Here is a 22,667-nt window from a genome sequence, read left to right as displayed (position 1 = left end):
CGGTCCGCCTGCGGCACCTCGCCATACTGGCGATTGCCCTGATCCCAGCGGCCGTAAAGCGATTCGAATGCCACCGCCGAAACAAGATCGTGCACCTCGGGCAATATTTCAAAGCCGCGATTCAAAATCAAATGCGCATCGGGATAGCGCTTCTTGATCGCGCGAATCACTGCGACGAGGCCGGCACGCTGCCGCGCGCGGTCATGCTCGTTCTTGGCAATCAGCTGGTACGAGTCGAGCGTGTCGAGAAAAAAGCCGCGAAACCCGCGTTGCGCGAGCGGCGTAATGACGTGTCTGACGAAGAATGCTGGCCACCCGCGCGCCGACTGATCGACTATCGCGGAGTCCCAGTCCTTGTTGCGCCCGGTCAGCCAACGTCGCGGCATGGCGGAAAAATAATTGCGATTCGCCAATACCTCCCCGACGCTCACATACGCGAACCATTGCGGCCCAGCGCCGGCATGCTCTCGCGGATCGAATGCGGCATCGGGCTCGACCACGACTACATCGAAATGCGAGAGGCGATCGACAGGCACACGATCGCCGTAAAAAAACGCCACGGAATCGAAGCGGGGCTCGCCGATACGGCGATCCTCGGCGTGTGCCTGACGCGTCGGTGCAAGCGTGAGTGCCGCCATGAACGAAACGAGCACCGCCAACGCTCGCGTCAGCCCTCGATTGACTCGTCCCGGCATGAACCCTCGCCTCAGTTGCGCAACATATACGTCTCGTACTCGAGGCGGCCGAAGATGCGATCGAGCGCGAGCACGGACACGGCAACGAGAATCAGCAGCGTCAACGCGAACCCATAGCCGTAATAATCGGGCGCCATCCAGAGCGTGATCGCCGTCAGCGTTCCGTTGAGCGCGACGAATGCCACGCAAATGCGCAGCACGACACGGCGCTCGTCCAGATAGAACAGCACATTGAGGATCCCCAGCAAAAGAATCTGCAGGCTCGCCGCAATGACGTCGATCAGTAGCAACGGCATGTAAAGCGTCGAAATATGCAGCGCCTGAAGCAGACGCGGCCCGAACACCGCGACGAAGAGCAGCACGACCGTCTGGATCTTGACGATTTCGAACAAGCCCGCCCGCACGCTCGTCACCATCATGTCGCGCATATCGTTGATATGCCTCAGCGTCGCGCCGCGTCGCACGGCTTCATAAAACGCATCGTAGTATTCGACGAAATCGGCTTCGATGCGCACGAGAAACGCAGCCATACCCGGCATCACGCAAATATAGGCCATGAACACGGGAATGTCATAGATCACCGAAGCGTGCAGCGGACCGATGACTTGCGCGCCCGTACTCGGCGCATACCAGAACATGAACTTGTCGAGCCAGACGCCGACGTTGAAGCACAGCCCGACGAGCGCAAGGCTCGGATAAGCGAAGCGCCGGTCCAGCATCTCGAACGAAATGAACCGGGGACTGCGGTAGTTGCGATAAATGAGGCCGGACAGTCCGGCCAGCAATACCACGTGCCCCGCCACGAAGCCGCCCAGCAGCCCCGAGATACCTTGCCGGTTGAGCAGCAACGAAAAGACGACGGTACACGCGTAACCGAGGACGAACACGAACAAGATCTGCCGGTACTGCTTGACGCTCGACAGGAAAATGACGGCCACCCAGATATTGCTGATCACCACACCGCCCGCCACCATCAGCATCCGATAAGCGAGCGGCTCGCCGCGAAACGCGAGGCCGACAGCGAGCAGACCGACCAGGCCCGACGCGGCGCTCGAGAGAAGCACCACGCCGTTATACGTCGATAGCACGAGATCGTCGCGCTTTTCGAACAAGCGATCGGAGATGAAGCGCGTGAACGAAAGCTGCAACGGCCCGGTGACGATCAGACTGCATGCGATCAGATAGGTGACCGAAACCTGGAACTGCACGATCGCGTAACGCGGAATCGTGTAGCCGACGCTCATCAGGCCAATGATCAGGATGCCCAGAATCGACAGAATGAGCGGACCCGAGCTGATCAGACCCGCGTAGGCATATGCCCGCGCCGCACCGGCGAGCGTATCGCCCTTCAATATCTTGCGCAGTTCGAACCCGATACCAGCCATCAGCGCGCTCCCGGTGTCGACGAAGTGGACGATGGCGCGTGAGCCGCGCCGCCCGCATGCATCGGGCAACCCTTGGCTTTGTCCAGCCCGCGCCGTTCGCGCTCCGGCAGGGTGCGCAGCTTTTCATACAGTGCGCGATATCGCTCGATCATCTTCTCTTTGGTATAGAACCGGTGCACGCGAGCGATGGCCGCCTGCTGCGCACGCTCCCATTGCGCCTCGTTGCCCAGCATATCCAGCACGGCCTGGGCGAACGCCGCCGGATTGGCGATCGGCACGATCGCGCCGGCGGACCCGAGCGCGGCATCTTCGGCTCCGTCGCCTTCGATCAATTGACGGCATGCGCCGACGTCGGTCGTCACGGCCGGCACGCCCGCGGCGAACCCTTCGAGCACGACGAGCGGCAACGCCTCGCTGATCGACGTAAGCGCAATCAGATCGATGGACGGCAGCATCTCGTCCATGCGCTTGAACCCATGAAATTCGATACGATCGGCCAACCCGAGGCTTTGCGCGAGCGCGCGGCACTCCTCGGCATAGTCGCGGTCCTCTTCTTCAGGGCCGACGATCCACGCGACGATATCGGGCATCGTCCGCGACGCGATGAAAATGCCGCGGATGAACGTCTTTACGTCCTTGATCGGCACGACGCGCCCGACGAGCGCGACGACACGCCGCTTGCCCGTCGAGCGGCGCTCGACCAACGTCGAAAGAGACTTCACATCGACGCCGTTCGGGATGTTTTGTGTGATCGCCGCGTTGGCACCGTCCGCAATCTGGCGCTTTCGATTGGCTTCGTAAAGCGCCACGATCTCATCGGCCGCATCGTACGACAAGCGTCCGAGCGCTTCGAAAAAGCGCACCCACAGCTCGCGGAAATAGCTGATCTTCGAGACGTCCTTTTCGAAGGCGCCGCGGTTATCGCTGATCCAATCGCTTTGCAACAAATCGATCTTGCGCTCTTTCGTGTAGATGCCGTGTTCGGAAACGATCAGGGGACGCCCGGTCCGGTAGTGCAGCAACGTACCGAGAAAACCGGCATAGCCGGTCGATATCGTGTGGTAGATGCGCGCCGGCGGCAACGTGCGCGCCATTCGCTCGAGCTGCCACAGCGGCTGGTGCATGATCCGCACCGTCCAGAAGTAATCCGTGAACGACGGGTCCGTGCAGTTTTCCCGATATTGATCGACGATGTAGTTCCAAGACGCGCGGCTCGACAGAAACGCCTTTTCGTTGAGCGGGCCATCGTCGCCGATCAGCTTCGCGACCTCCGTCATCAGCGCCGTGCCGTCCGCCGCGTCCGCCGAACGCCACGCCGCATGCAGCCGCGCAGAGTGCGCGAAGGCATCCGCATCGCCTGCGATTTCATGAGCCGTCTCATTGTCGGCAGGCTTTTGCTCGTAGAGGAACTGCTCCGTGAAGTGAACGACGTTCTCGGGCAACGCAAATGCGGGATCGCCATAATCCTCCCTGCGGCTGCCGATGAATGCGATCGCAAAGCGAATATCGGGGAACGCGCGGATCATGCCGTCGACCCAGCTCGACACCCCTCCGCGGACATAGGGAAACGTGCCCTCGAGCAGCAGGCAGACGTCGGCATCGGCCGCACGACGAAGCAATGACGAATTCATGACCAGTAGCGCACCAGGGGTTTGAGTATCGGTACGGCCGCCGTATTGCCGAGCGAACCCAGCAGCTCGGCAACGCGCGCGTATTCGCCGCGCAGATAGGCGATTTCGGCGAGCCACGGCACGAGCCGCTCGCGCGGGAAACCGCGCGTCTGTGCCCAGTCGATGTAGCGCCCCGCTTCTTCCGCATTGTTGCTGACGAGCGCGACGCGGCCGCGAATCAACCAGAGCGCGGCGTCGCTGTCGTCTATCGCCAGCGCCGCCTGGGCATGTTGATCGGCCTGTGTCAGCGTATGGCGGTAAACCGGTCCGTGTACGAGGTTCTGATAGATCAGTTCGAAGTAGAGCTCGGCCAGTTGGCGGTGCATGACATGACGCTCGTGCCGTGCGCCTTCAGGCGTTTGCTCGAGCAGCTTCGTCGTGCGAAAGATCTGCTGCATGATCTCGTTCTCCGCACGATCGAGCGCCCCGTACGCAATGAGGCGAACGTCCTCGATCGGGTCGGCGAGCAACTCGCGCAACAGCGCTCCAGTGGTGCGCGTCGGCATACCCTGAATCGCCACGAGCGCCGACAATCTGTCTTGCGCGGCGACGCGTGTGTTGATGAGCCGCGCCTGCAAACGCGCGCCGCCCCCATGCGAGACGCGCGAGATCAGATAGGAAACGAACTGCGGGCGCGCCACTTCACCATAGCGCCGCGAGGTGTCCTCGGCCGGAAAACAGGCCGCCCAGATACAGCCCACGAGCACCACGAGGCCGCCGAGCACGGGCACGAGCGAACATGCGAGCCACAGCCACAACAGCGTCCAACCGCGCGGTTCGCGATAGGTGTCCGGCAAAATCGCACGCACGAGCCACGCCTCGACGATGCCGAAGCCGAACGTGAGTGCGACCAGCGTGAGGAACGGATCGGGCAGCACGGACAGGCTCTGGCCATCCGCGATCACGCGCCAGCCCAGGAAGAACTCGAGCGCCGCCGTCACCGCAAGTGCCGCGGCGCAAAGCGTGCGCGAAAGGGAAGTGGTCTTAGCCATCGATGCCGCTTCGTTTCAAAAAGCGCGCGAGCGCGCGGCCCGGTTCGCCATCGGCAAGATGCAGCGTATGCACGCCGATGCGCGCCGCCTCGAAGTCGACGCGGAACTGGGCCTCGAGGCTGCCCTCGATGCGCGCGAGGTAGCCGTCGACGCCCGTGCCGTCGGTCGCCGGCATCAGATTGACGATGACGGATTCGTTAGGGGTCCTGAGCGGCCAGATCAGATCGAGCGAACGCCGGCGGCGCAGCACGTGTTCATAGAGCGAATCGCCGGCTTCGTCGCGCGGAAACACCAGTGCGACGAGCGACGATGCAATCCCGCACTCGCGTTCGAGCCGCGAAAGCCGCGCGAGCTCGAGCGCGAAATCGACCGGGCACGCCGGCACGTCGCGCAACACGCTGTCCACGAGCGTCACATGCTCGACGCCATCGGCGTAGTAGCCGAGCATCACGAGCAGCAACTGAAGGTTTTCGAAATTGAGCGAAAGGAACGGCATCCGCTTGATCACGAGCATCGCAGGCATGCTGCCGTCGGCCGCCACGAGCGGCGCGCATACGACGAGCCCGGTCCGGGCCACGGCGTTGTCTTCGTTGCCGTGCACGTGCGCGATGTGCTTGCTCTCGAGCGCGCGCACGAGCAACGGGTCGTGGCCGTCGAGCTCGAACGAATCGCCGATCGTCGCGAGCGGCCGGCTGGCCAGATGGCCCTTCTCGACCGGATAAAGCGCCGCCACGTCGATCTGGCAAGCCTGTGCCACGAACTCGAGCAGCGCTTGCGCACCGACGATCGCCGCGTTTTTACCATCAGTAGCGGCGGGCCGGGCCATCTCGCCCTCGGCGCTGCGCGTGACCGACAGGCGTCGAAGTTCGGTGATGGCGTCGCGCAGTGTGGTCGGCTTGGTCAACAGATCTTTTTCGAGCCGCTCGTGCGACAGGCGCATCAAGTAGTGGCTGTTCGTCAACGCGACCAGACGATCGTTCAGATAATCGTTGAGCGCACTGGCGCGCGCGGCGCGATTGCCCCAGGTATCGCCGAAGTGGCCCGCGACGATCGTTTGGACGAGACCACCCAGTAGAAAAGGCGTCTGCCAGGCGGCTTCGAACGTATGCGCGTCGAACATCGCGGCCCCGGTCACCATCGCGCCGCCCAGAAGACCGAGCAGCGTGCCGTAGCGCAATGCGATGATGAGCGGCGCGATCCACAGCCAGCCGAAGCCGGCATGGGCAAGCAACGGATCCTCGGGCGCGATGACGCGCGCAAGTACCAGCACCACGAGCATGAACGCGACCGTCTCCACGATCGCGAGCGGCCGCGCGACGGCCGGTGCGACGAAGCGGCGGAAACGCCCGAGATTTCCGAAGGGGTTCGAATGACGCGGCTTCGATGAGCTGCCCGCATGCGATGGGCTGACGGTGTTCACGATCGGCTCCTGATCCGTGTATGGACTTACGAACGCGGACGCAGCGGAGAGAGCAAGCCGCCGATCAACGTCGACGCTACACCCGAGAGGCTCGAGCGGCTCCATCCCGTGCGCGTACCCGTCGCGCTCCAGACCACGCGGCCCGAGGCGGTATCGATGAGCTCGAGCGTCACGCCGGCAACGGGTTCGCCGTCCACGCCGGTCTTGTAGCGCCACTCTTCGACGGCGCCGCTCAGCACGTACTTGACGTGCTGCTCACGCGCCCAGGCCAGCTTCTTTTCGCCGTTCTCGCGCTGCGCGGTATCGAACATCGCGCTCGACGATTCGTCGGCCGGGGCGATACGCACATCGCTCCATCCGTTCGTGCGCAGCACACCCGCCGCGATAGCCGCCGCGTTGCCGCCCGCCGCCGGCGTTTCCGTATAGTTGACCATCGGCACGACCGCGATCGAATCCTGCACGCCGAGTGCCGGCGCAGCGGTTTGCCTGATCGAGCTGCATGCGCCCAGCGCGAGGACCGACATCGCGAGCGAGACGATCCACTGCAGCGAACGACCCCACCGTTTGTTGTTGCTCATCGAATGACTCCTTGTTGACTCTGTTGATTCTGCTAGATTCGAAACCGCTTGCCGGATCGATGAAACGATCAGTAAAACCAGCTATAACGCGCGCCGATTTGCGTCACCGGCGTGCCCTGCCTCGACACGCGCTGATGCTCGAAGAAGAGCGCGGCGTGATCCCCGCCGAAGACCGACCCCGCGAGCCCGATACTGCCGCCCGGCCCCCATCCCTGATTCGAGTCGTGCATGATGCCGACGTCGAGGAACGGCCGCCAGGCACGCGTGTACCGCGTACGCAAGTCGTCTCCGAAACCGAAGAAAAGCCCGTACTGCGTATACGTCTGCGGCATCAGATCGCTTGCCGTGACGGGCCGATTCGCGATCGGCACGAGTCTCGTCACGAGATCGTCGGCGCTGCCGCTCGCGTGATAGTCGCCGTGCGCGCCGACGAGGCGCAGCGTGTAATCAGGGTAATTGGTGCGAATGCGGTAGCTGAGCTCGCCCGAGGTCAGTAACCCGCTGCCCAGATAGTTGCGGCTCTGGCTGTAAAAACGGCTCGCGTCCACGTTACCCGTCAGCGAAATGTGCTGCGTCAGGCGCCACGTGAAATCGCCGATCGCATTATCTTTCATGCCGCCCACGAACAGCAGCTGATTCTCGTCGACAGTCTGGTTGCGTCCGAGCCGCAAGCCGACCTCGAGCGGGCCGTTGCGGCCGGCCTGCGCGGCAAGCTGCAGCGTATAGAAACTGTTGAGCGCCTCGCGCCGGCCACCCGTGACCGCGAACATCGAATCGAGCGTCTGTCTGCGCAGGCTGAAGGCAATCGAGCGCTCGGTGCTCGGAACGTTGACGAGTTGAGACTGATCGGTCGAGCGCATGAAGCGCTGCACGCCCTCGACCCCCACCATGTATCGGTCGGAAAGCTTGCGGCTCGCCGCGAGCGTCTGTTCGACATAGTCGAGCGGATGCTCCACGTGGTTCGTGACCGACGCGTCGATCGATTGCGGCCACGCCAGCATCGTGTCCACGAGGCGCGTGTGCAGTTCGTCGTCGGCGGGCGCGCCTTCGAGACCGGTAAAGGCGAGATGCTGCGCCTCGCCCGGACGATCGATCGCGGATGCCGCGTCGATCCGCTCATAGAGCGGCAAGCGCGAGCGCGCTTCATCGAGCAAGCGCTTCATCTGCGCTTCGTCGTTGTCGGCCAGCGCAATCGCGAGTTGCGAATCGACGGGCTGGGATAAGCGTGCCGCATACTGCTGGGCCAGCCAGCGCTTGGCGAGCGGATTGGCCTCGCGCGACAACGCCCAGGCAATCGCCACGTCCTTTGCCACCGCATGACGCAGGCGCGTATTGTGGGCGAGCTCACGCCGATCGAGCGTGCCCGGACCCGGCAAACCGTCGACCGTCCCCAAAAGCGAACGCGACGCTTCGGGCACGTTGTTACGCTTATCGCCCGCGAGCAGATCGTCGAGCATGGCGAGCGATGCATCGCCGGTCGCGAACGTGGTCGACAGGGCAACGCGCCGCCCGCGAAGCTCATCGACGACCTCGGCGGGCCGCGCGCCGCGCGTCGCTCGCGTCGACTGACGCGCGCTGTCCGGAGCGCCCGTTACGTTTCGATCGCGTGCCAGTTGCAGCCAGACTTTATGCCGGATGGACCACGCGAGGTCACTGCGCCCGGCCATCTCCTGCGCATCGGCATACGTCAGCAACCACAGCGGATCGCGCGAGAGCGAGGCGGACTGACGCCGCAGATACCCGAGTGCGACAACGGGCTTGTGCAACCGCATCGCCGCAGCGGCCAACGGTCCCCACATCGCGGCACTCGTGTCTTCGCGGCCCTGCATACGCCGCAATGCCTCGGCGACTTCCGCGTCGGAACCGTAGTCGACGAGCATCCACAAATAAGCTGAGCGCGTATCGCTGTTGGCACCGGGCAGGCTCAGCGCGGCACGAAGATCGGCGATTGCCTCGCCGGGCCGCCCGGTCAGACGGTAATACTCCGCGCGCGCGCTCAGTACGGCCGGCGAGGTCTGCACCGCTTGCCGCTCGCTCGCGTCGAGGCTCGCGAACAGTTTCCCGATGCGATCCGTCGCGCCGGCTTCGGTGTAATAGTAGATCGCGTCCTGCAACGCGAGCATGCTGTGGTCACGCCTGAAACGCAGTTCGGCGACGCGCGCCGCATCGATCGGGTACGGCTCGTAGAAATGCGTCATGTCGCCGAGATCGTCGGGCGTTGCGGCTTTGCCGGCCAGCAGGTGGCGGTAGGCCAGATTCGCCTCGTCGTCGCGCTTGAGCAGGCGCGCAAGTTCGCCGTAATTGCGCCAGTAGACCGCATCGTTGTCGGTTGCGGCCGGGCTCGCGGCACGCAATGCCGAGAACGCGCCACGGTAGTCCCCCTTGCGATAGAGCACGCTCGCCGTTCGCAGCGCGGCATCGACATTGCGAGGCCGATGAGTCTGTGCCGAACGATAAGCATCGAGCGCGACATCGTCATGACCGGCACGCTCGGCCAACTGCCCGATGCGGGTATCGAGTGCGTCCGCGTTCTTGCCGCGCGGCAGCGAACGCAAAAAGGCAATGGCTTGATCCGGACGTCCCAGCCGTTCGAGCGTCGCGGTCACCGCGTCGACCTTCTTCATATCTCCGGGCGCGGCTCGTGCATCGCGTTCGGCGGCCGCAAGGTACGCTTCGTCGTCGTCGAGCATGGGCGCCATGCGCAGGACGTTGCCCCACGCGGCGGGATCGTTGCTGATGCGTGCGTACGCAAGCCATGCATGCAGCGCGACCGCGGGATCGCGATTCCATTGCGCGGATTGCGCGAGACGCTGCGTCCACAACGCCGAACCCGGGTTGCGTTCGACCTGCGCTTTCGCGAGCTGCTCGGCGCTGGCCATATCGCCCGCTTCGACGAATGCACCATAGGCGACGTCGGCGGGGGTCGGCTTGGCCTTGCTCGCATGCGCGTTGTCAGCCGCCGGAGCGGGGGCCGTCGCTGCGATACGAATCACGCCATAGCCATCCATTTGCGCGCCGTGCATGGCAGCCACTGCACGTGTGGACCATTGCGCGCCGCGTGCCGGCAGCGGCCCATCCATATAGGCGTAGGCACGCTGCTGCGAGACTCCGCGCGTCGGCGCGCCATCTGCCTGCGCATACTTCGCGAGCATTTTTGCGAAGCGATCGACCGCATCGGGGCGGTTCGCGGCCCGCGCGAGATTGACGAGTTCGACGAGGGTAGCCGGATCGTCGGCAAGCGAGCCGAGATGTGTCTCGGCCGCCGCCACGGCGTCATCCATCAGATTCCCGGCGCGCAACGCGCCGATCCCCGACAGGAAGCAGCGGCGCGCATCGTCGCGATCGCGTGCGGCATCCTGCTTGCGGAACCATGCGGCGGCGGCGAGGCGATATTCGCCGCCTTCGAGCGCATACCGCGCGACATAGGTGTCCCATTGCGGCCGGCCATGGGAGTCGGAGTTCGACAACTGTGCATAGAGCTGCGCTGCAAGCCGCGGATCGCCGGATGCGGCGGCACGCGTCGCCAGCCAGGACAAGTCCTTCTCCGCACGGGCGACCTTCGCCGCCGCGGCAATGCGGGCTCGCCACTCGGCGAGTGCGGCCGGACGGCGTGCATCGGCACTGCTCAGCGCAAAATAGCGCTGCTCGGCGATCGCCACGCGCACGAATGCCGCCGTGCGGTGCGCATCGTCGGAGCGCAGCGTGTCGAGGCGCTCGGCCATGCGCTCGGCGTCGTCGACACGGCCCAGGTGCGCATATTGCGATGCGAGCACCGTCATGAAGGTCTCGTTATCGGGTTGCACGCGCGACCACGCTTCGAGATAAGCGACGCTGAGCGAGCTCGGCGAACCGGTCGCTTCGACGCGCTGCCGAATATCGCCTCGCGGCGTAACCAGGTAGAGCGCGCCGAGGACAGCGCCGCTAAGCAGCGCGATCAGCCAAGCCGGAGCGATGCGCGGGGGTTGAGCGTTGGTCGTGCTCACTTGAGGCCACCTCGCTCGCAGTCGATCTCGACAGGTCGATAAGTCACATGCGATCCCTCTACAGCGGGTACATCGAAACGGAGTTCGCCCGCGTTGCCGCTCGCGGTGACGGGCTTGCCGCCGACACGCACACGGCATGCCCGGGCATCGGCGAGCTTTACGAACGGCTGGTAGTAGCCCCCGAACTCGAACGCCATACCGTGAGCAGTCCGAACGAAATGCCGCACGAAACCGTTGGCCTGCTCGATATAGGGAGTGGCCGCGCCTGCCGCGCCGTCGAACGTGATCACCGCGGCGCCGTCGTCGATATGGACGTAGGTGCCGTCCGGCCCCGGAGCGAAGCCCGTGACGCCGGGCGAGCGCCCGATATCGGGCCGGCTGTTGTCCGGCCAATGCACCTCGCGAACGGCGCCGTTGCCGCGCACGACCCACTGGTCGCTGCCCGGCACGATGCTGCGCGCCACGGCAAACGTACGCCAATCGAGCACTTTCTCCGTGTAGTCCGTGATATGCACAGGCAGGACAGGCTGCTTGAGGACAGCCGAGAAGATCTCGTCGAGCGCACGCAAGGACGCGATTTTCGTGCCGCTATACATGTGGAAGTAGACATCGATCGGCTTGAACCGCAGCGGCCGCTCGGTCATATCGTACGTTTCGAGTACGCGCGTAAAGCCATAGAATGGCCCGAGCCAATCGTTCGTATAGACATTCTCGTCCTGGTTCGGCGCATAGATCTGATACGCCCCGGGACCCTTGTCGACGCCGATCGGCGCGATATTCGTCCAGCTGTTGGCGCGCTTCGTGATGACCGTATCGCCGCCGTTGATGTTCGCGACGCCGGCCGCGGCCACCTTCCGCACGACGATCGCGGGCGGCTGGCAATTGCCGGGCCACTGCAGCACCACCGTCTTCTTTCCCGGCGGCGCGAGCCGTGTGTCGATATAGTCGATCGAGCCGCTAATCTCGCGATCTATATTGAACTGATAGTGCGGAATATCGAGCGAGAACGCCGTGTCGCCGCCGCCGCGGTCGACCCGCGTGCCGGTTTTGGCATCGACGAGCGTCCAGTCGAACGGGTGCGAAAAGGTGTGCGAGCCGATCTCGACATAGGGCAGCGCAAACATCTTGCGCGCGATTTCCTCGAGCCGCGGCGATATCGAAGGGTAGCGCCCGGCCGGGCCGACTTCGCCCTCGATGACCGAGAGCGTCATCGGGACGCGATAGCGTGTGAAGACCCTGTCGTACAGCGCATCGCCCGAGTAGTCCTCGCCGGGAAACTCGGCGCGCGAAGCAAAGCCGTCGCCGTCCACGTGCACCATGAACAATCGCCGGCCGTTCTCCGTGGTGACGCTCGGCGAAGGAATGGACCGCAGGCGCAGCGCCGCCGTCAAAAACGCCATCGGCTGAATCGCCCAGCGCTCCTGGTCGATGCCATTGAGCGGCACCACGGTGTAGGGGCTCAACGCGAAGCCGCCCCATGGGGTGATTGCTGCCTGATCGACGATCTCGCTGCCTGCCCGGGCGCGCAGCAGCGAACGACTGTGCGCACCGGCCTTGACGCCGGCAACATCGCGCGCCTCGAGGCCCGGATCGATTTCGAAGCCGATCATCGGATCGCGCGCAACCACGTCGACATGTCCGGCGAAGGGGCCCGCGACCGGGCTCAGGTCGAGGTTGGCGCCGTCGTCGCCGGCCGCGTCGAAGCCGAATTGGCCGAGCACCGCAACGGGCACATGACTCGCAATGCGCGCATCGAGCCAGCGGCGCCAGGCATCGGCATCGTGCACACCGGCGCCCTCGAACCAGGCAACGACGCCCGCATAGCGGTCGGGCGTCACGTTTTCCGGCAGATGGGCGTCGTTGACGTTTGCGTACTCGACGCTGTAACCAAGGTAATTGAGCGGCGTGGCCAGATCCCGCACACCGGGCGAAAGATCGAGCGGTGCGTCCGGCGCGGTGTCCTGAATGACGAGTACTTTGCGCGGCACGACTTCGATGGCGCCGATCCCGACGACATCGCGCGCCTGATCGGTGACATACGGCGTGACGCCCGTGGCCGCGACCTGCGCGGCCGTGGCGCGGCTGCACTCGCGGTCCGTACGGGGGCAGAATTCGAGCGAGACGACAGGCACGCCACTCGCACGCATGAAGGCCTGGGCCTCGGCTACGCGGCGGCTTCGTTCGGATTCCGAAATATCCGTCGAGCGCACGTTGTCGTCGTCCCAACCGTGCACGAGGGCGCTGCCGACGACCGCATAAACCGTACTCCCATGCGGCGTCGCGGCTGCCAAGGCGTCAGGGCCGCCAATCAGCAGGCGGGCCTCCGGATGGGCCGACCGTATTGCATCGAATGCAGCGATCGCAGCCTTGCTCTCGAGCAGGAAGCCTCGATAGCCGCTCGCCCAGAGCGGCGCGATTTCGCGTGCCACGAATTCGGCCGGCTCGCCGGCGGCCGTCGCGGTGACGCGCGCGACCCAGACGGTGTGCTCCAGCGGATGCGCCGACGGCGAGAAGCCGGACGAAGGATCGACGACGACCGCATCGAACGCCTGCAAGGCATCGACGGGCAAATGCGCGCCATTGAAAAAGGCAACGTTGACGGACGGATAAGGCGAGCGCGCGCCGACAGTGGGCGCCGCCGCGCCGGCGCTCGCCGAAACCGCGCTGGCCGCCAAACCGGACGCCAGAATGAAAGTCGCCGTCAGCCCGCGCAAGCCACCCATCGTCGAGCTACGCTTCGGTGCGCCGCCTCCCGCAACCTTTCTCCGCCGTGTCTTCAACGCTTGCCCCGTAGCAATTTTTTTGCGAAGCGGGCCCTGATCCGCGCTGGTCCGAGCGCATCAGCCTTCAGCCCTACCCAATTCCGTTTTCACAGACAACAAGGCTCCCCGCGGAGCGCCGGAAGCGCTTGCGCATCCAATCGAAAGTCCGGAGGAATGTGTTTCCCGCGAGCAAGCAACAGCGCCCCTCGCAAGGAGGCTCAACCAGTCAGCACCAGAATCGGGCAGATTCTAGCCGACATTCATCTTAAAAGTAAAACCTTTGTTACCGTTTTTCGCGAATTCCCTAATTGCAAAACGCATTGCGCGCGGAGGAAAACGTTTGCGAAACCATTGTTTGCAAAAATCGCTCGTTTACTTTGCGTCGCATGCCATAGACCCGCGCCCAGCCTGCCGCACGAGCGCTGAGGCTAGCGCACGACAACGTTTGCGCACGCAATTCGAATAGCACAAATTACCGTTTTTCAATTGCGGGTCGGACGAACTTTTTTTGCAAATCCGCGATTTAAATAGTCCGATTCGTCAAAAAGGAGACACCCGGTGCCGTCCGACTGATCGGCAGCGGCGGTCACGGGCCCCCGGTCAGTCGGCCGAACCGTCCGCGCGCGGGACGACACTGAGCTTGCGCCAGAGCGTGGTCTTGCTGATGCCGAGCATCGCGCAGGCGGCTTCGCGATCGCCCCCGCACGCCGCGAGCGCGGCTCGAACCTCGTCCGCTTCGATATGACGGCTGCGCTCCCGCAGCGTCCGGGTCTCGACTTCGCCCCGGCGCGCTCGCACGAACAATTCGGGCACGATGGCCCGCATCGCCTCGCTCCCCAGGGGCTCGAGCATGGCGTCCGGGCCGTCGGCGTCAGCCAGCTCGACAGCAATCCGTTCGACCACGTTTTGCAGCTCGCGGACGTTTCCCGGCCAGCCGTAGCGGCGCAACGATTGGTCGATGTCGGCAATCAGGCGCTCGGCCGCTTCGATTTCCCGAACGCGGTTCGCGAGCCGGGGCTCGCGCTGCGCCGCCTGCAGTAGGAGCTGCGCGGCGAGCGGCACGATGTCTTCTGTTCGCTCGCGCAATGGCGGCAGGGCGATGCTGAGAATATTGAGGCGGTAATAGAGATCCGCCCGAAATGCGCCCGTTTCGATCGCATCGGCCAACGACCGATGCGTAGCCGCGACGATGCGGATATCGATTCGGGTCGGCTCCGTCGCACCGAGCCGCACGACCTCGCGCTCTTGCAACACACGAAGCAGCCGGCTTTGCAGCGGCAACGGCATTTCCCCGATCTCATCGAGAAAAAGCGTGCCGCGATGCGCGGCTTCGATCAAGCCCGCCTTGCCACCCTTGCGAGCGCCCGTAAATGCGCCTTCCTCGTAGCCGAAGAGCTCGCTCTCGAGCAGCGCTTCGGGGAATGCCCCGCAATTGATGGCGACGAACGGAAACTTGCGGCGCGCACTGAGGCGATGCATGCCCTGCGCCACCATCTCCTTGCCCGTGCCGCTTTCGCCGAGCACGAGCACCGTGGCATCCGATTTTGCGTAGCGGCGCATGAGGGTGCGCACACGCTCCATCGGCTCACTGCGCCCCACCAGATCCTCGAGTCGATAGCGCGCCGCAAATCGATGCCCGAGTTGCGCCGAACGCAGCGTCCGGTCGAGCCGCTCCACGGCCCGCGATTCCTGAAACGTGAGCACCGCGCCTTGCGCTTCGCCGGCATCGGCAAGCGGCCCGCGGTGCACGAGGTAGCTGACGCCGCGCAGCGTCAGCAATGCATCGCCATGTGCGTCCGGCAGCGCAGCGACGACATCGGGCGCCAGCGTCGCCAGCGGCTGCCCCACCGCGAGCGCGGGGTCGATGCCCAGCGCCGCCGCCAACGGCCGGTTGATCGCTTCGACTCGCCCCTGGGCATCGAGAGCCACGACGCCGTCGCGAAGGTGTTGCAGCAAATTATCGATATGTTGGCGGCGGCGGGCTTCGCCGCGCGTGGCCTGCGCCACTTCGAGCGCCGTATCGAAGGCAGCGCGCACCGAAGCGTGCGAGTAGAGAAAGACCGCCCCCATTCCCGCCGCGGCGGCCAGGTCGGTCACGAGACCGGGGCCCACGACGACCTCGACGCCCCGCTCGCGCAACTCGAGCACGCACGCCTGAGCGTCTTGCGCCGAGCGGTACGACGAAAAGACGATGTCGAGCCCAAACGCCGTGACGAAGTTGCGAATCTCGGGCGGGGTCTCGCCAGGACTCACGAGCGCAACCGAGGCCGATTGCCACCGCGCGCGCGACAGCGAATGCATGATGTCGAGTCCCGTCGGACCGATTTGCACCACCGGCACGGGAACGCGCGTCCTCAGATAGGCGGCGTTGGAGCCCCCAGCCACGACGACATCCGGCGGTCGCGAACCGCCCTCGCGCACCTCGCGCACCGCGTCGTCATAAGCACTGGCGATGACACGGATCTCGGCACGCGCCTCGTATTCGCCGACGATTTCGAAGAAAAGTTCGCGCAGTCGGCTGATACCGAACGCCCAGATGACGGGCCGTGGCGAAAGATCGGGTGGAAAATGGCTCAACGCGGATCCCGCTTGAAGTCGACGGAAGGAGAGTACGGCGTATTATGATCCGTCATCGCCATATTTGAAATCGCGGATTTCAAATATGAAACGTGACGCGCACATACCAGAGACGACTTTCCCGCATAATCAGCAGCTTACGAAAGACGATTTACCCTGGCCCACACCTTGCATTGCAGGCACCGGATCATACGGAGCGATTCAATTGAACATAACCTCACAGCAATCGACGAGCGCAGGCGCGCGATTTCGCGCTGCCGTTGCGGCCGAGGGCCCATTGCAGGTCGTCGGCGCGATCACGGCGTACGCGGCGAAGATGGCCGAAGCCGTCGGCTTCAAAGCCGTTTATCTGTCGGGCGGCGGCGTCGCCGCCAACTCGCTCGGCATGCCCGATCTCGGCATCAGCACGATGGACGACGTGCTCATCGATGCGCGTCGTATCACCGATGCCTGCTCGCTGCCGCTTCTCGTCGATATCGACACGGGCTGGGGCGGCGCATTCAACATCGCGCGCACCGTGCGCTCGTTCATCAAGGCCGGCGTCGCGGCCGTGCACATCGAAGACCAGGTTGGACAAAAGCGCTGCGGGCATCGCCCCGGCAAGGAATGCGTGCCGGCCGCCGAGATGGTCGATCGTGTGAAGGCGGCGGTCGATGCGCGCACGGACGATGCGTTCGTCATCATGGCCCGCACCGATTCGGCTGCGACCGAAGGGCTCGACGCAGCGATCGAACGTGCCGTGGCCTATGTTGAAGCCGGCGCCGATATGATCTTCCCCGAAGCGATGAAAACGCTCGACGACTACCGGCGTTTCAAGGCGGCGGTCAAGGTCCCGATTCTCGCCAACCTGACCGAGTTCGGTTCCACGCCGCTTTTCACGACGGATGAGTTGAAGACGGCCAACGTCGACATCGCGCTCTACTGCTGCGGCGCCTATCGGGCGATGAACGCGGCCGCCCTCAACTTCTATGAGACGGTCATGCGCGACGGCACGCAGAAGGCGGCCGTCCCGACGATGCAAACGCGCGCGGACCTTTATCACTATCTCGGCTATCACGCGTACGAGGAGAAGCTCGACGCGCTGTTCGCCGCCAGCAAGCCATCGGAGCATTCGGAGACAAAATCATGAGTGAAGCAGGCAAGGACGCGCTCGCGGCAGGTTCATTCAAGCCCAAGAAATCGGTCGCCCTGTCTGGAGTCAGCGCGGGCAGTACCGCGCTTTGCACGGTGGGCCGCACCGGTAACGACCTGCACTACCGCGGCTATGACATTCTCGATGTCGCCACGGCTTGCGAATTCGAGGAAATCGCCCATCTGCTCGTACACGAACAATTGCCGACGGCCGCGGAGCTCGCGGCCTACAAGCGCAAGCTCAAGGCGCTGCGCGGTCTGCCTTCGCCCGTGAAGGCCGCGCTCGAATGCGTGCCGGCCGGCGCGCATCCGATGGACGTGATGCGTACGGGCGTCTCGGTGCTCGGCACCGTGCTGCCCGAGAAGGACGACCACAGCGCAGCCGGCGCGCGCGACATTGCCGATCGGCTGATGGCTTCGCTCGGCTCGATGCTGCTCTACTGGTATCACTACTCGCACAATGGCCGACGCATCGAAGTCGAAACGGACGACGATTCGATCGGCGGTCACTTCCTGCATCTGCTGCACGGCAAGCCCCCAAGCCCGTCGTGGGTGCGGGCGATGCACACTTCGCTGATTCTCTACGCCGAGCACGAATTCAACGCATCCACGTTTGCGGGCCGCGTGATTGCCGGCACGGGTTCGGATATGTACTCGGCCATCACCGGCGCGATTGGCGCGCTGCGCGGGCCCAAACACGGCGGCGCGAACGAGGCGGCGTTCGAGATCCAATCGCGCTACCGGACGCCAGATGAAGCCGAAGCCGATATCCGTCGCCGCGTGGAAGCCAAGGAAGTCGTGATCGGCTTCGGACACCCGGTCTATACCCTCTCCGATCCGCGCAATAAAGTTATCAAAGAGGTGGCGAAACAGCTCTCGCAGGAAGCCGGCGACACGAAACTCTTCGATATCGCGGAGCGGCTCGAACAGGTGATGTGGGACGCGAAAAAGATGTTCCCGAATCTCGATTGGTTCAGCGCCGTGTCGTATCACATGATGGGCGTCCCCACGGCGATGTTCACGCCGGTCTTCGTGATTTCCCGCACCTCGGGCTGGAGCGCGCACGTGATCGAGCAACGGATCGACAACAAGATCATCCGCCCCAGCGCCAATTACACCGGCCCGGAAAACCTGAAGTTCGTGCCGATCGAACAACGCCGATGAATACCGCCTATCGCAAACCGTTACCCGGCACGGGTCTCGACTACTTCGACGCGCGCGCCGCCGTCGACGCGCTCGTGCCCGGCGCCTACGACACGCTGCCCTACACGTCGCGCGTACTCGCCGAGAATCTCGTGCGCCGGTGCGAGCCCGCGCTGCTCGAAGCCGCGCTCGCGCAGTTGATCGAACGCAAGCGCGAGATCGATTTCCCCTGGTTTCCGGCACGCGTCGTCTGCCACGATATCCTCGGTCAAACCGCGCTCGTCGATCTCGCGGGCTTGCGCGATGCCATCGCGGCCCGGGGCGGCGACCCGGCCATGATCAATCCGGTCGTGCCGACGCAGCTTGTCGTCGATCATTCGCTCGCCGTCGAATGCGGTGGCTACGACCCCGATGCATTCGCGAAGAACCGCGCCATCGAGGACCGTCGCAACGAAGACCGGTTTCATTTCATCGATTGGACGAAGCGGGCTTTTCGCAACGTCGATGTGATTCCGCCGGGCAACGGCATCCTGCATCAAATCAATCTCGAGCGGATGAGCCCCGTGGTGCAGGTGCGCGACGGCGTGGCGTTTCCCGACACGCTCGTCGGCACGGATTCGCACACGCCGATGGTCGATGCGCTCGGCGTCATCGCCGTCGGTGTGGGCGGGCTCGAGGCCGAAAGCGTCATGCTGGGTCGCGCTTCGTGGATGCGCCTGCCCGATATCGTCGGCGTCGAACTGACGGGCGCGCGGCAACCCGGCATCACAGCGACCGATATCGTACTGGCGTTGACCGAGTTCCTGCGCCAGCAGAAGGTCGTGTCGGCTTACCTGGAGTTCCACGGTGAGGGCGCATCGCGCCTCACGCTTGGGGATCGCGCGACGATCTCGAATATGGCACCCGAGTACGGCGCAACGGCCGCGATGTTCTATATCGACGATCAAACGATCCGCTACCTCAAGCTGACGGGCCGCGACGAAGCACTCGTGGCGCTCGTGGAAACCTACGCGAAAACGACGGGCCTGTGGGCCGACAGCCTGGGAAGCGCGGTCTACGAGCGCACGCTCACGTTCGACCTCTCGAGCGTCACCCGCAACATCGCCGGACCTTCGAATCCACACAATCGCGTGCCGACCGCCGAGCTCGCCGCACGCGGCATCGCCGGCAAGGTGGACGACGAGCCCGGCGCGATGCCGGACGGCGCCGTCATCATCGCCGCCATCACGAGCTGCACGAACACCAACAATCCACGCAACATGATCGCGGCGGGGCTCGTTGCACGGAATGCGAACCGGCTCGGACTGCTGCGCAAGCCGTGGGTGAAGACATCGCTCGCGCCCGGATCGAAGGCCGTGACGCTCTACCTCGAAGCGGCGGGCCTGCTGCCCGAGCTCGAACGCCTCGGCTTCGGCGTCGTGGCCTATGCGTGCACGTCGTGCAACGGCATGTCGGGGGCGCTGGATCCGGCGATCCAACGCGAGATCGTCGAACGCGACCTCTTTGCCACGGCCGTGCTTTCTGGCAACCGCAACTTCGACGGCCGCATCCATCCGTATGCGAAACAGGCGTTCCTCGCTTCGCCGCCGCTCGTCGTGGCCTATGCCATTGCCGGCACGATTCGCTTCGATATCGAAAACGACACCCTCGGCGTCACACCCGACGGCCGGCGCGTGACGTTGCAAGATCTGTGGCCGAGCGACGAGGAAATCGATGCACTGGTTTCATCCAGTGTGAAGCCCGAGCATTTTCGTCAGGTGTACGAACCGATGTTCGCACTCTCGGTGGAATCGAACGACGCGACCGATCCGCTTTACGACTGGCGCCCCGACAGTACCTACATCCGGCGCCCGCCGTACTGGGAAGGCGCGCTGGCCGGCGAGCGCTCACTCGCGGGCATGCGGCCCCTCGCCGTACTGGGCGACAACATCACGACGGACCACCTCTCGCCGTCCAATGCGATTCTGTCGACGAGCGCGGCAGGCGAGTATTTGGCCAAAATGGGCCTGCCCGAAGAAGACTTCAACTCGTACGCGACTCACCGCGGCGATCACCTGACGGCACAACGCGCCACGTTCGCCAATCCGACGCTGCGCAACGAGATGGTCGTCGAAGGCGGCAAGGTCAAAGCGGGCTCGCTCGCTCGCATCGAGCCCGAAGGCAACGTGACGCGCATGTGGGAGGCCATCGAAACCTACATGGCGCGCAAACAACCGCTCATCGTCATCGCGGGCGCCGATTACGGACAAGGATCGTCGCGCGACTGGGCGGCGAAGGGCGTACGTCTGGCGGGTGTCGAAGCGATCGTTGCCGAGGGGTTCGAGCGCATTCACCGTACCAACCTCGTCGGCATGGGCATCCTGCCGCTCGAATTCAAGCCCGGCGTCAATCGCAAGACGCTCGCCATCGACGGCACGGAAACGTTCGATGTGATCGGCGAGCGCACGCCGCGCAGCGATCTGACGCTCGTCATCCATCGCAGCAACGGCGAGCGCGTGGCTGTTCCGGTGACGTGCCGGCTCGATACGGCCGAGGAAGTCTCGATCTACGAAGCAGGCGGCGTGCTGCAGCGTTTCGCGCAGGATTTTCTCGAATCGGCCACGGCGGCGCCGCTCTGATCGAGAGGATCGATGCAGTGCTTAGGCGGTACCGGTCCGACGAACCGGTACCGTCGATTCTTCCAGGACACCCTCATTCATGACTCACGCACCGCAGATCAAGATTGCCGCGACTTATATGCGCGGCGGCACGAGCAAGGGCGTATTTTTTCGTTTGCAGGATTTGCCCGCGGCGGCGCGCGTTCCCGGCCCGGCCCGCGACGCGTTGCTCATGCGCGTGATCGGCAGCCCCGACCCCTACGGCAAGCAGATCGATGGCATGGGCGGAGCCACGTCGAGCACGAGCAAGACCGTCATCGTTTCGAAGAGCACCCGCGCCGATCACGATGTCGATTACCTCTTCGGACAAGTTTCGATCGATCGGCCTTTCGTCGATTGGAGCGGCAACTGCGGCAACCTTTCCGCTGCCGTCGGTCCGTTCGCGATCGCGAACGGGCTGATCGACGCGCAACGCATTGCGCGCGACGGGGTGACGACGGTACGCATCTGGCAGGCGAACATCGGCAAGACCATCGTCGCCCACGTACCGATGACCGGCGGCCATGTCCAGGAGACAGGCGCATTCGAACTGGATGGCGTGACTTTTCCGGCTGCCGAGATCGAACTTGAATTCATCGACCCGGCGGCCGACGAAGACGGCGCGGGCGGCGCGATGTTTCCGACGGGGAACGTGGTCGACGATCTCGACGTGCCAGGCCTCGGCACCTTGAAGGCGACGATGATCAACGCCGGCATTCCGACCGTTTTCGTCGACGCCGCCGCAATCGGTTACACGGGCACGGAGCTGCAGGACGCCATCAACGGGGACGCCAAGGCACTCGCGATGTTCGAGGCGATTCGCGCGCACGGAGCGTGGCGCATGGGACTCATCGCGACGCCCGAGGAGATCGCGAGCCGGCAACATACGCCGAAGGTCGCGTTCGTGGCCACGCCAGCGGATTACGTTGCGTCGAGCGGCAAGCGCGTGGCGGCCAGCGATATCGATTTGCTCGTGCGAGCGATGTCGATGGGCAAGCTGCACCACGCGATGATGGGCACCGCCGCGGTGGCAATCGCGACGGCGGCGGCGATTCCCGGCACCCTCGTCAATCTCGCGGCCGGCGGCGGCGAGCGCGAGATGGTGCGCTTCGGCCATCCATCGGGCACGCTGCGCGTGGGTGCGCAGGCAAGCCGCCGAAATGGCGAATGGACCGTGACGAAAGCGGTCATGAGCCGCAGTGCGCGCGTGTTGATGGAAGGATGGGTGCGCGTGCCGGAAACTGCGTCATAGACCGCTTCGAGATGGGCACATTCCGAAATTTCTCATCGCGCGTGTTCGATCCCTACCGTTAGCATGAAGGCCGTTATAGCCGGAGACCGACGATGGCAACGGTAGAGCGTTCGTTACGAAGACTGGTCGAGAAATGGCTCGGCCCAGTGGATCTCACGCGCGTGAGTGCCCGCCAGGTGCCCTCCCGCACGCCGCGACCGAGCCGCTGCGTGCGTGTGCAAGCGAATCGTCCGTCGGGGACCGTGACGCTGCTGCTGTTTCGCCATCCCGATGGCAACTGGCATGTCTTTCCTCCTCAACCCGCACGGCCGGCGATGAACGCGTGGAGTCGTTCAGCATAAAGCGGCGGTTCGTTCGTACTGCCGCATCGTTGTTCGTTCCAACGCATCGGGCGTCTCTTTCCCCGAAATACGATCGAGGCCATTCCAAAACAGGAGGCTTCG

13 protein-coding genes are annotated in these 22,667 nt (G+C 64.3%); 4 read left to right on the top strand and 9 right to left on the bottom strand.

Annotation, left to right across the window (positions count from 1 at the left end):
- The 9 genes from ACO1XS_RS08250 to prpR all read right to left on the bottom strand — a co-directional run.
- Nucleotides 1-695: endo alpha-1,4 polygalactosaminidase (locus ACO1XS_RS08250; RefSeq protein ID WP_486390403.1), on the bottom strand; the 695-nt coding region annotated here is incomplete at its 3' end.
- A gap of 11 nt (nucleotides 696-706) precedes the next feature.
- Entirely contained in the window at nucleotides 707-2,080 is a 1,374-nt protein-coding gene (pelG, locus tag ACO1XS_RS08245) for an exopolysaccharide Pel transporter PelG (RefSeq protein ID WP_173255665.1), read from the bottom strand.
- A complete protein-coding gene (gene pelF, locus ACO1XS_RS08240; protein ID WP_331568697.1) occupies nucleotides 2,080-3,711 on the bottom strand; it encodes a GT4 family glycosyltransferase PelF in 1,632 nt (543 codons plus the stop codon). The genes pelG and pelF overlap by 1 nt, the downstream gene beginning before the upstream one ends.
- Nucleotides 3,708-4,742, bottom strand: a complete 1,035-nt coding sequence (locus ACO1XS_RS08235) for a tetratricopeptide repeat protein (protein WP_486390402.1) — start codon at nucleotides 4,740-4,742, stop codon at nucleotides 3,708-3,710. Before ACO1XS_RS08235 ends, pelF begins: the two co-directional genes overlap by 4 nt.
- Entirely contained in the window at nucleotides 4,735-6,162 is a 1,428-nt protein-coding gene (locus ACO1XS_RS08230) for a PelD GGDEF domain-containing protein (RefSeq protein WP_486390401.1), read from the bottom strand. Before ACO1XS_RS08230 ends, ACO1XS_RS08235 begins: the two co-directional genes overlap by 8 nt.
- A 26-nt stretch (nucleotides 6,163-6,188) precedes the next feature.
- The gene (locus ACO1XS_RS08225; protein WP_331568691.1) at nucleotides 6,189-6,740 is read right to left on the bottom strand and encodes a penicillin-binding protein activator LpoB; all 552 of its coding nucleotides are present in this window, start codon (nucleotides 6,738-6,740) and stop codon (nucleotides 6,189-6,191) included.
- A 68-nt stretch (nucleotides 6,741-6,808) separates the two neighbouring features.
- Complete coding sequence (locus tag ACO1XS_RS08220; protein WP_486390400.1) at nucleotides 6,809-10,723, bottom strand: tetratricopeptide repeat protein; 3,915 nt, start codon at nucleotides 10,721-10,723, stop codon at nucleotides 6,809-6,811.
- Entirely contained in the window at nucleotides 10,720-13,446 is a 2,727-nt protein-coding gene (locus tag ACO1XS_RS08215) for a bifunctional glycoside hydrolase/polysaccharide deacetylase family protein (protein ID WP_486390399.1), read from the bottom strand. Before ACO1XS_RS08215 ends, ACO1XS_RS08220 begins: the two co-directional genes overlap by 4 nt.
- A gap of 639 nt (nucleotides 13,447-14,085) precedes the next feature.
- Nucleotides 14,086-16,062, bottom strand: a complete 1,977-nt coding sequence (gene prpR, locus ACO1XS_RS08210; RefSeq protein ID WP_486390398.1) for a propionate catabolism operon regulatory protein PrpR — start codon at nucleotides 16,060-16,062, stop codon at nucleotides 14,086-14,088.
- 211 nt (nucleotides 16,063-16,273) lie between these two features.
- Between prpR and prpB the strand changes: the two genes are divergently transcribed.
- From prpB to prpF, 4 genes are all read left to right on the top strand, one after another.
- On the top strand, nucleotides 16,274-17,191 hold the full coding sequence (gene prpB, locus ACO1XS_RS08205; RefSeq protein WP_486390404.1) for a methylisocitrate lyase: 918 nt from the start codon (nucleotides 16,274-16,276) through the stop codon (nucleotides 17,189-17,191).
- A complete protein-coding gene (prpC, locus tag ACO1XS_RS08200; protein WP_331568683.1) occupies nucleotides 17,188-18,357 on the top strand; it encodes a bifunctional 2-methylcitrate synthase/citrate synthase in 1,170 nt (389 codons plus the stop codon). The genes prpB and prpC overlap by 4 nt, the downstream gene beginning before the upstream one ends.
- Entirely contained in the window at nucleotides 18,354-20,954 is a 2,601-nt protein-coding gene (gene acnD, locus ACO1XS_RS08195; protein ID WP_486390397.1) for a Fe/S-dependent 2-methylisocitrate dehydratase AcnD, read from the top strand. Before prpC ends, acnD begins: the two co-directional genes overlap by 4 nt.
- 79 nt (nucleotides 20,955-21,033) lie before the next feature.
- Complete coding sequence (gene prpF, locus ACO1XS_RS08190; protein ID WP_486390396.1) at nucleotides 21,034-22,224, top strand: 2-methylaconitate cis-trans isomerase PrpF; 1,191 nt, start codon at nucleotides 21,034-21,036, stop codon at nucleotides 22,222-22,224.
- The last annotated feature ends 443 nt before the right edge of the window (nucleotides 22,225-22,667 follow it).

This window comes from Trinickia sp., assembly GCF_057351765.1.
The sequence above is the reverse complement of the archived record's forward strand: the minus strand, read 5'-3'. Positions and strand labels throughout refer to the sequence as shown.

Excerpts from the sequence above, each read along its gene's own strand:
- ACO1XS_RS08225 (WP_331568691.1), bottom strand. The coding sequence starts at position 6,740 with ATGAGCAACAACAAACGGTGGGGTCGTTCGCTGCAGTGGATCGTCTCG.
- acnD (WP_486390397.1), top strand. The coding sequence starts at position 18,354 with ATGAATACCGCCTATCGCAAACCGTTACCCGGCACGGGTCTCGACTAC.
- prpC (WP_331568683.1), top strand. The coding sequence starts at position 17,188 with ATGAGTGAAGCAGGCAAGGACGCGCTCGCGGCAGGTTCATTCAAGCCC.
- pelG (WP_173255665.1), bottom strand. The coding sequence starts at position 2,080 with ATGGCTGGTATCGGGTTCGAACTGCGCAAGATATTGAAGGGCGATACG.
- ACO1XS_RS08235 (WP_486390402.1), bottom strand. The coding sequence starts at position 4,742 with ATGGCTAAGACCACTTCCCTTTCGCGCACGCTTTGCGCCGCGGCACTT.
- prpF (WP_486390396.1), top strand. The coding sequence starts at position 21,034 with ATGACTCACGCACCGCAGATCAAGATTGCCGCGACTTATATGCGCGGC.
- pelF (WP_331568697.1), bottom strand. The coding sequence starts at position 3,711 with ATGAATTCGTCATTGCTTCGTCGTGCGGCCGATGCCGACGTCTGCCTG.
- ACO1XS_RS08215 (WP_486390399.1), bottom strand. The coding sequence starts at position 13,446 with ATGGGTGGCTTGCGCGGGCTGACGGCGACTTTCATTCTGGCGTCCGGT.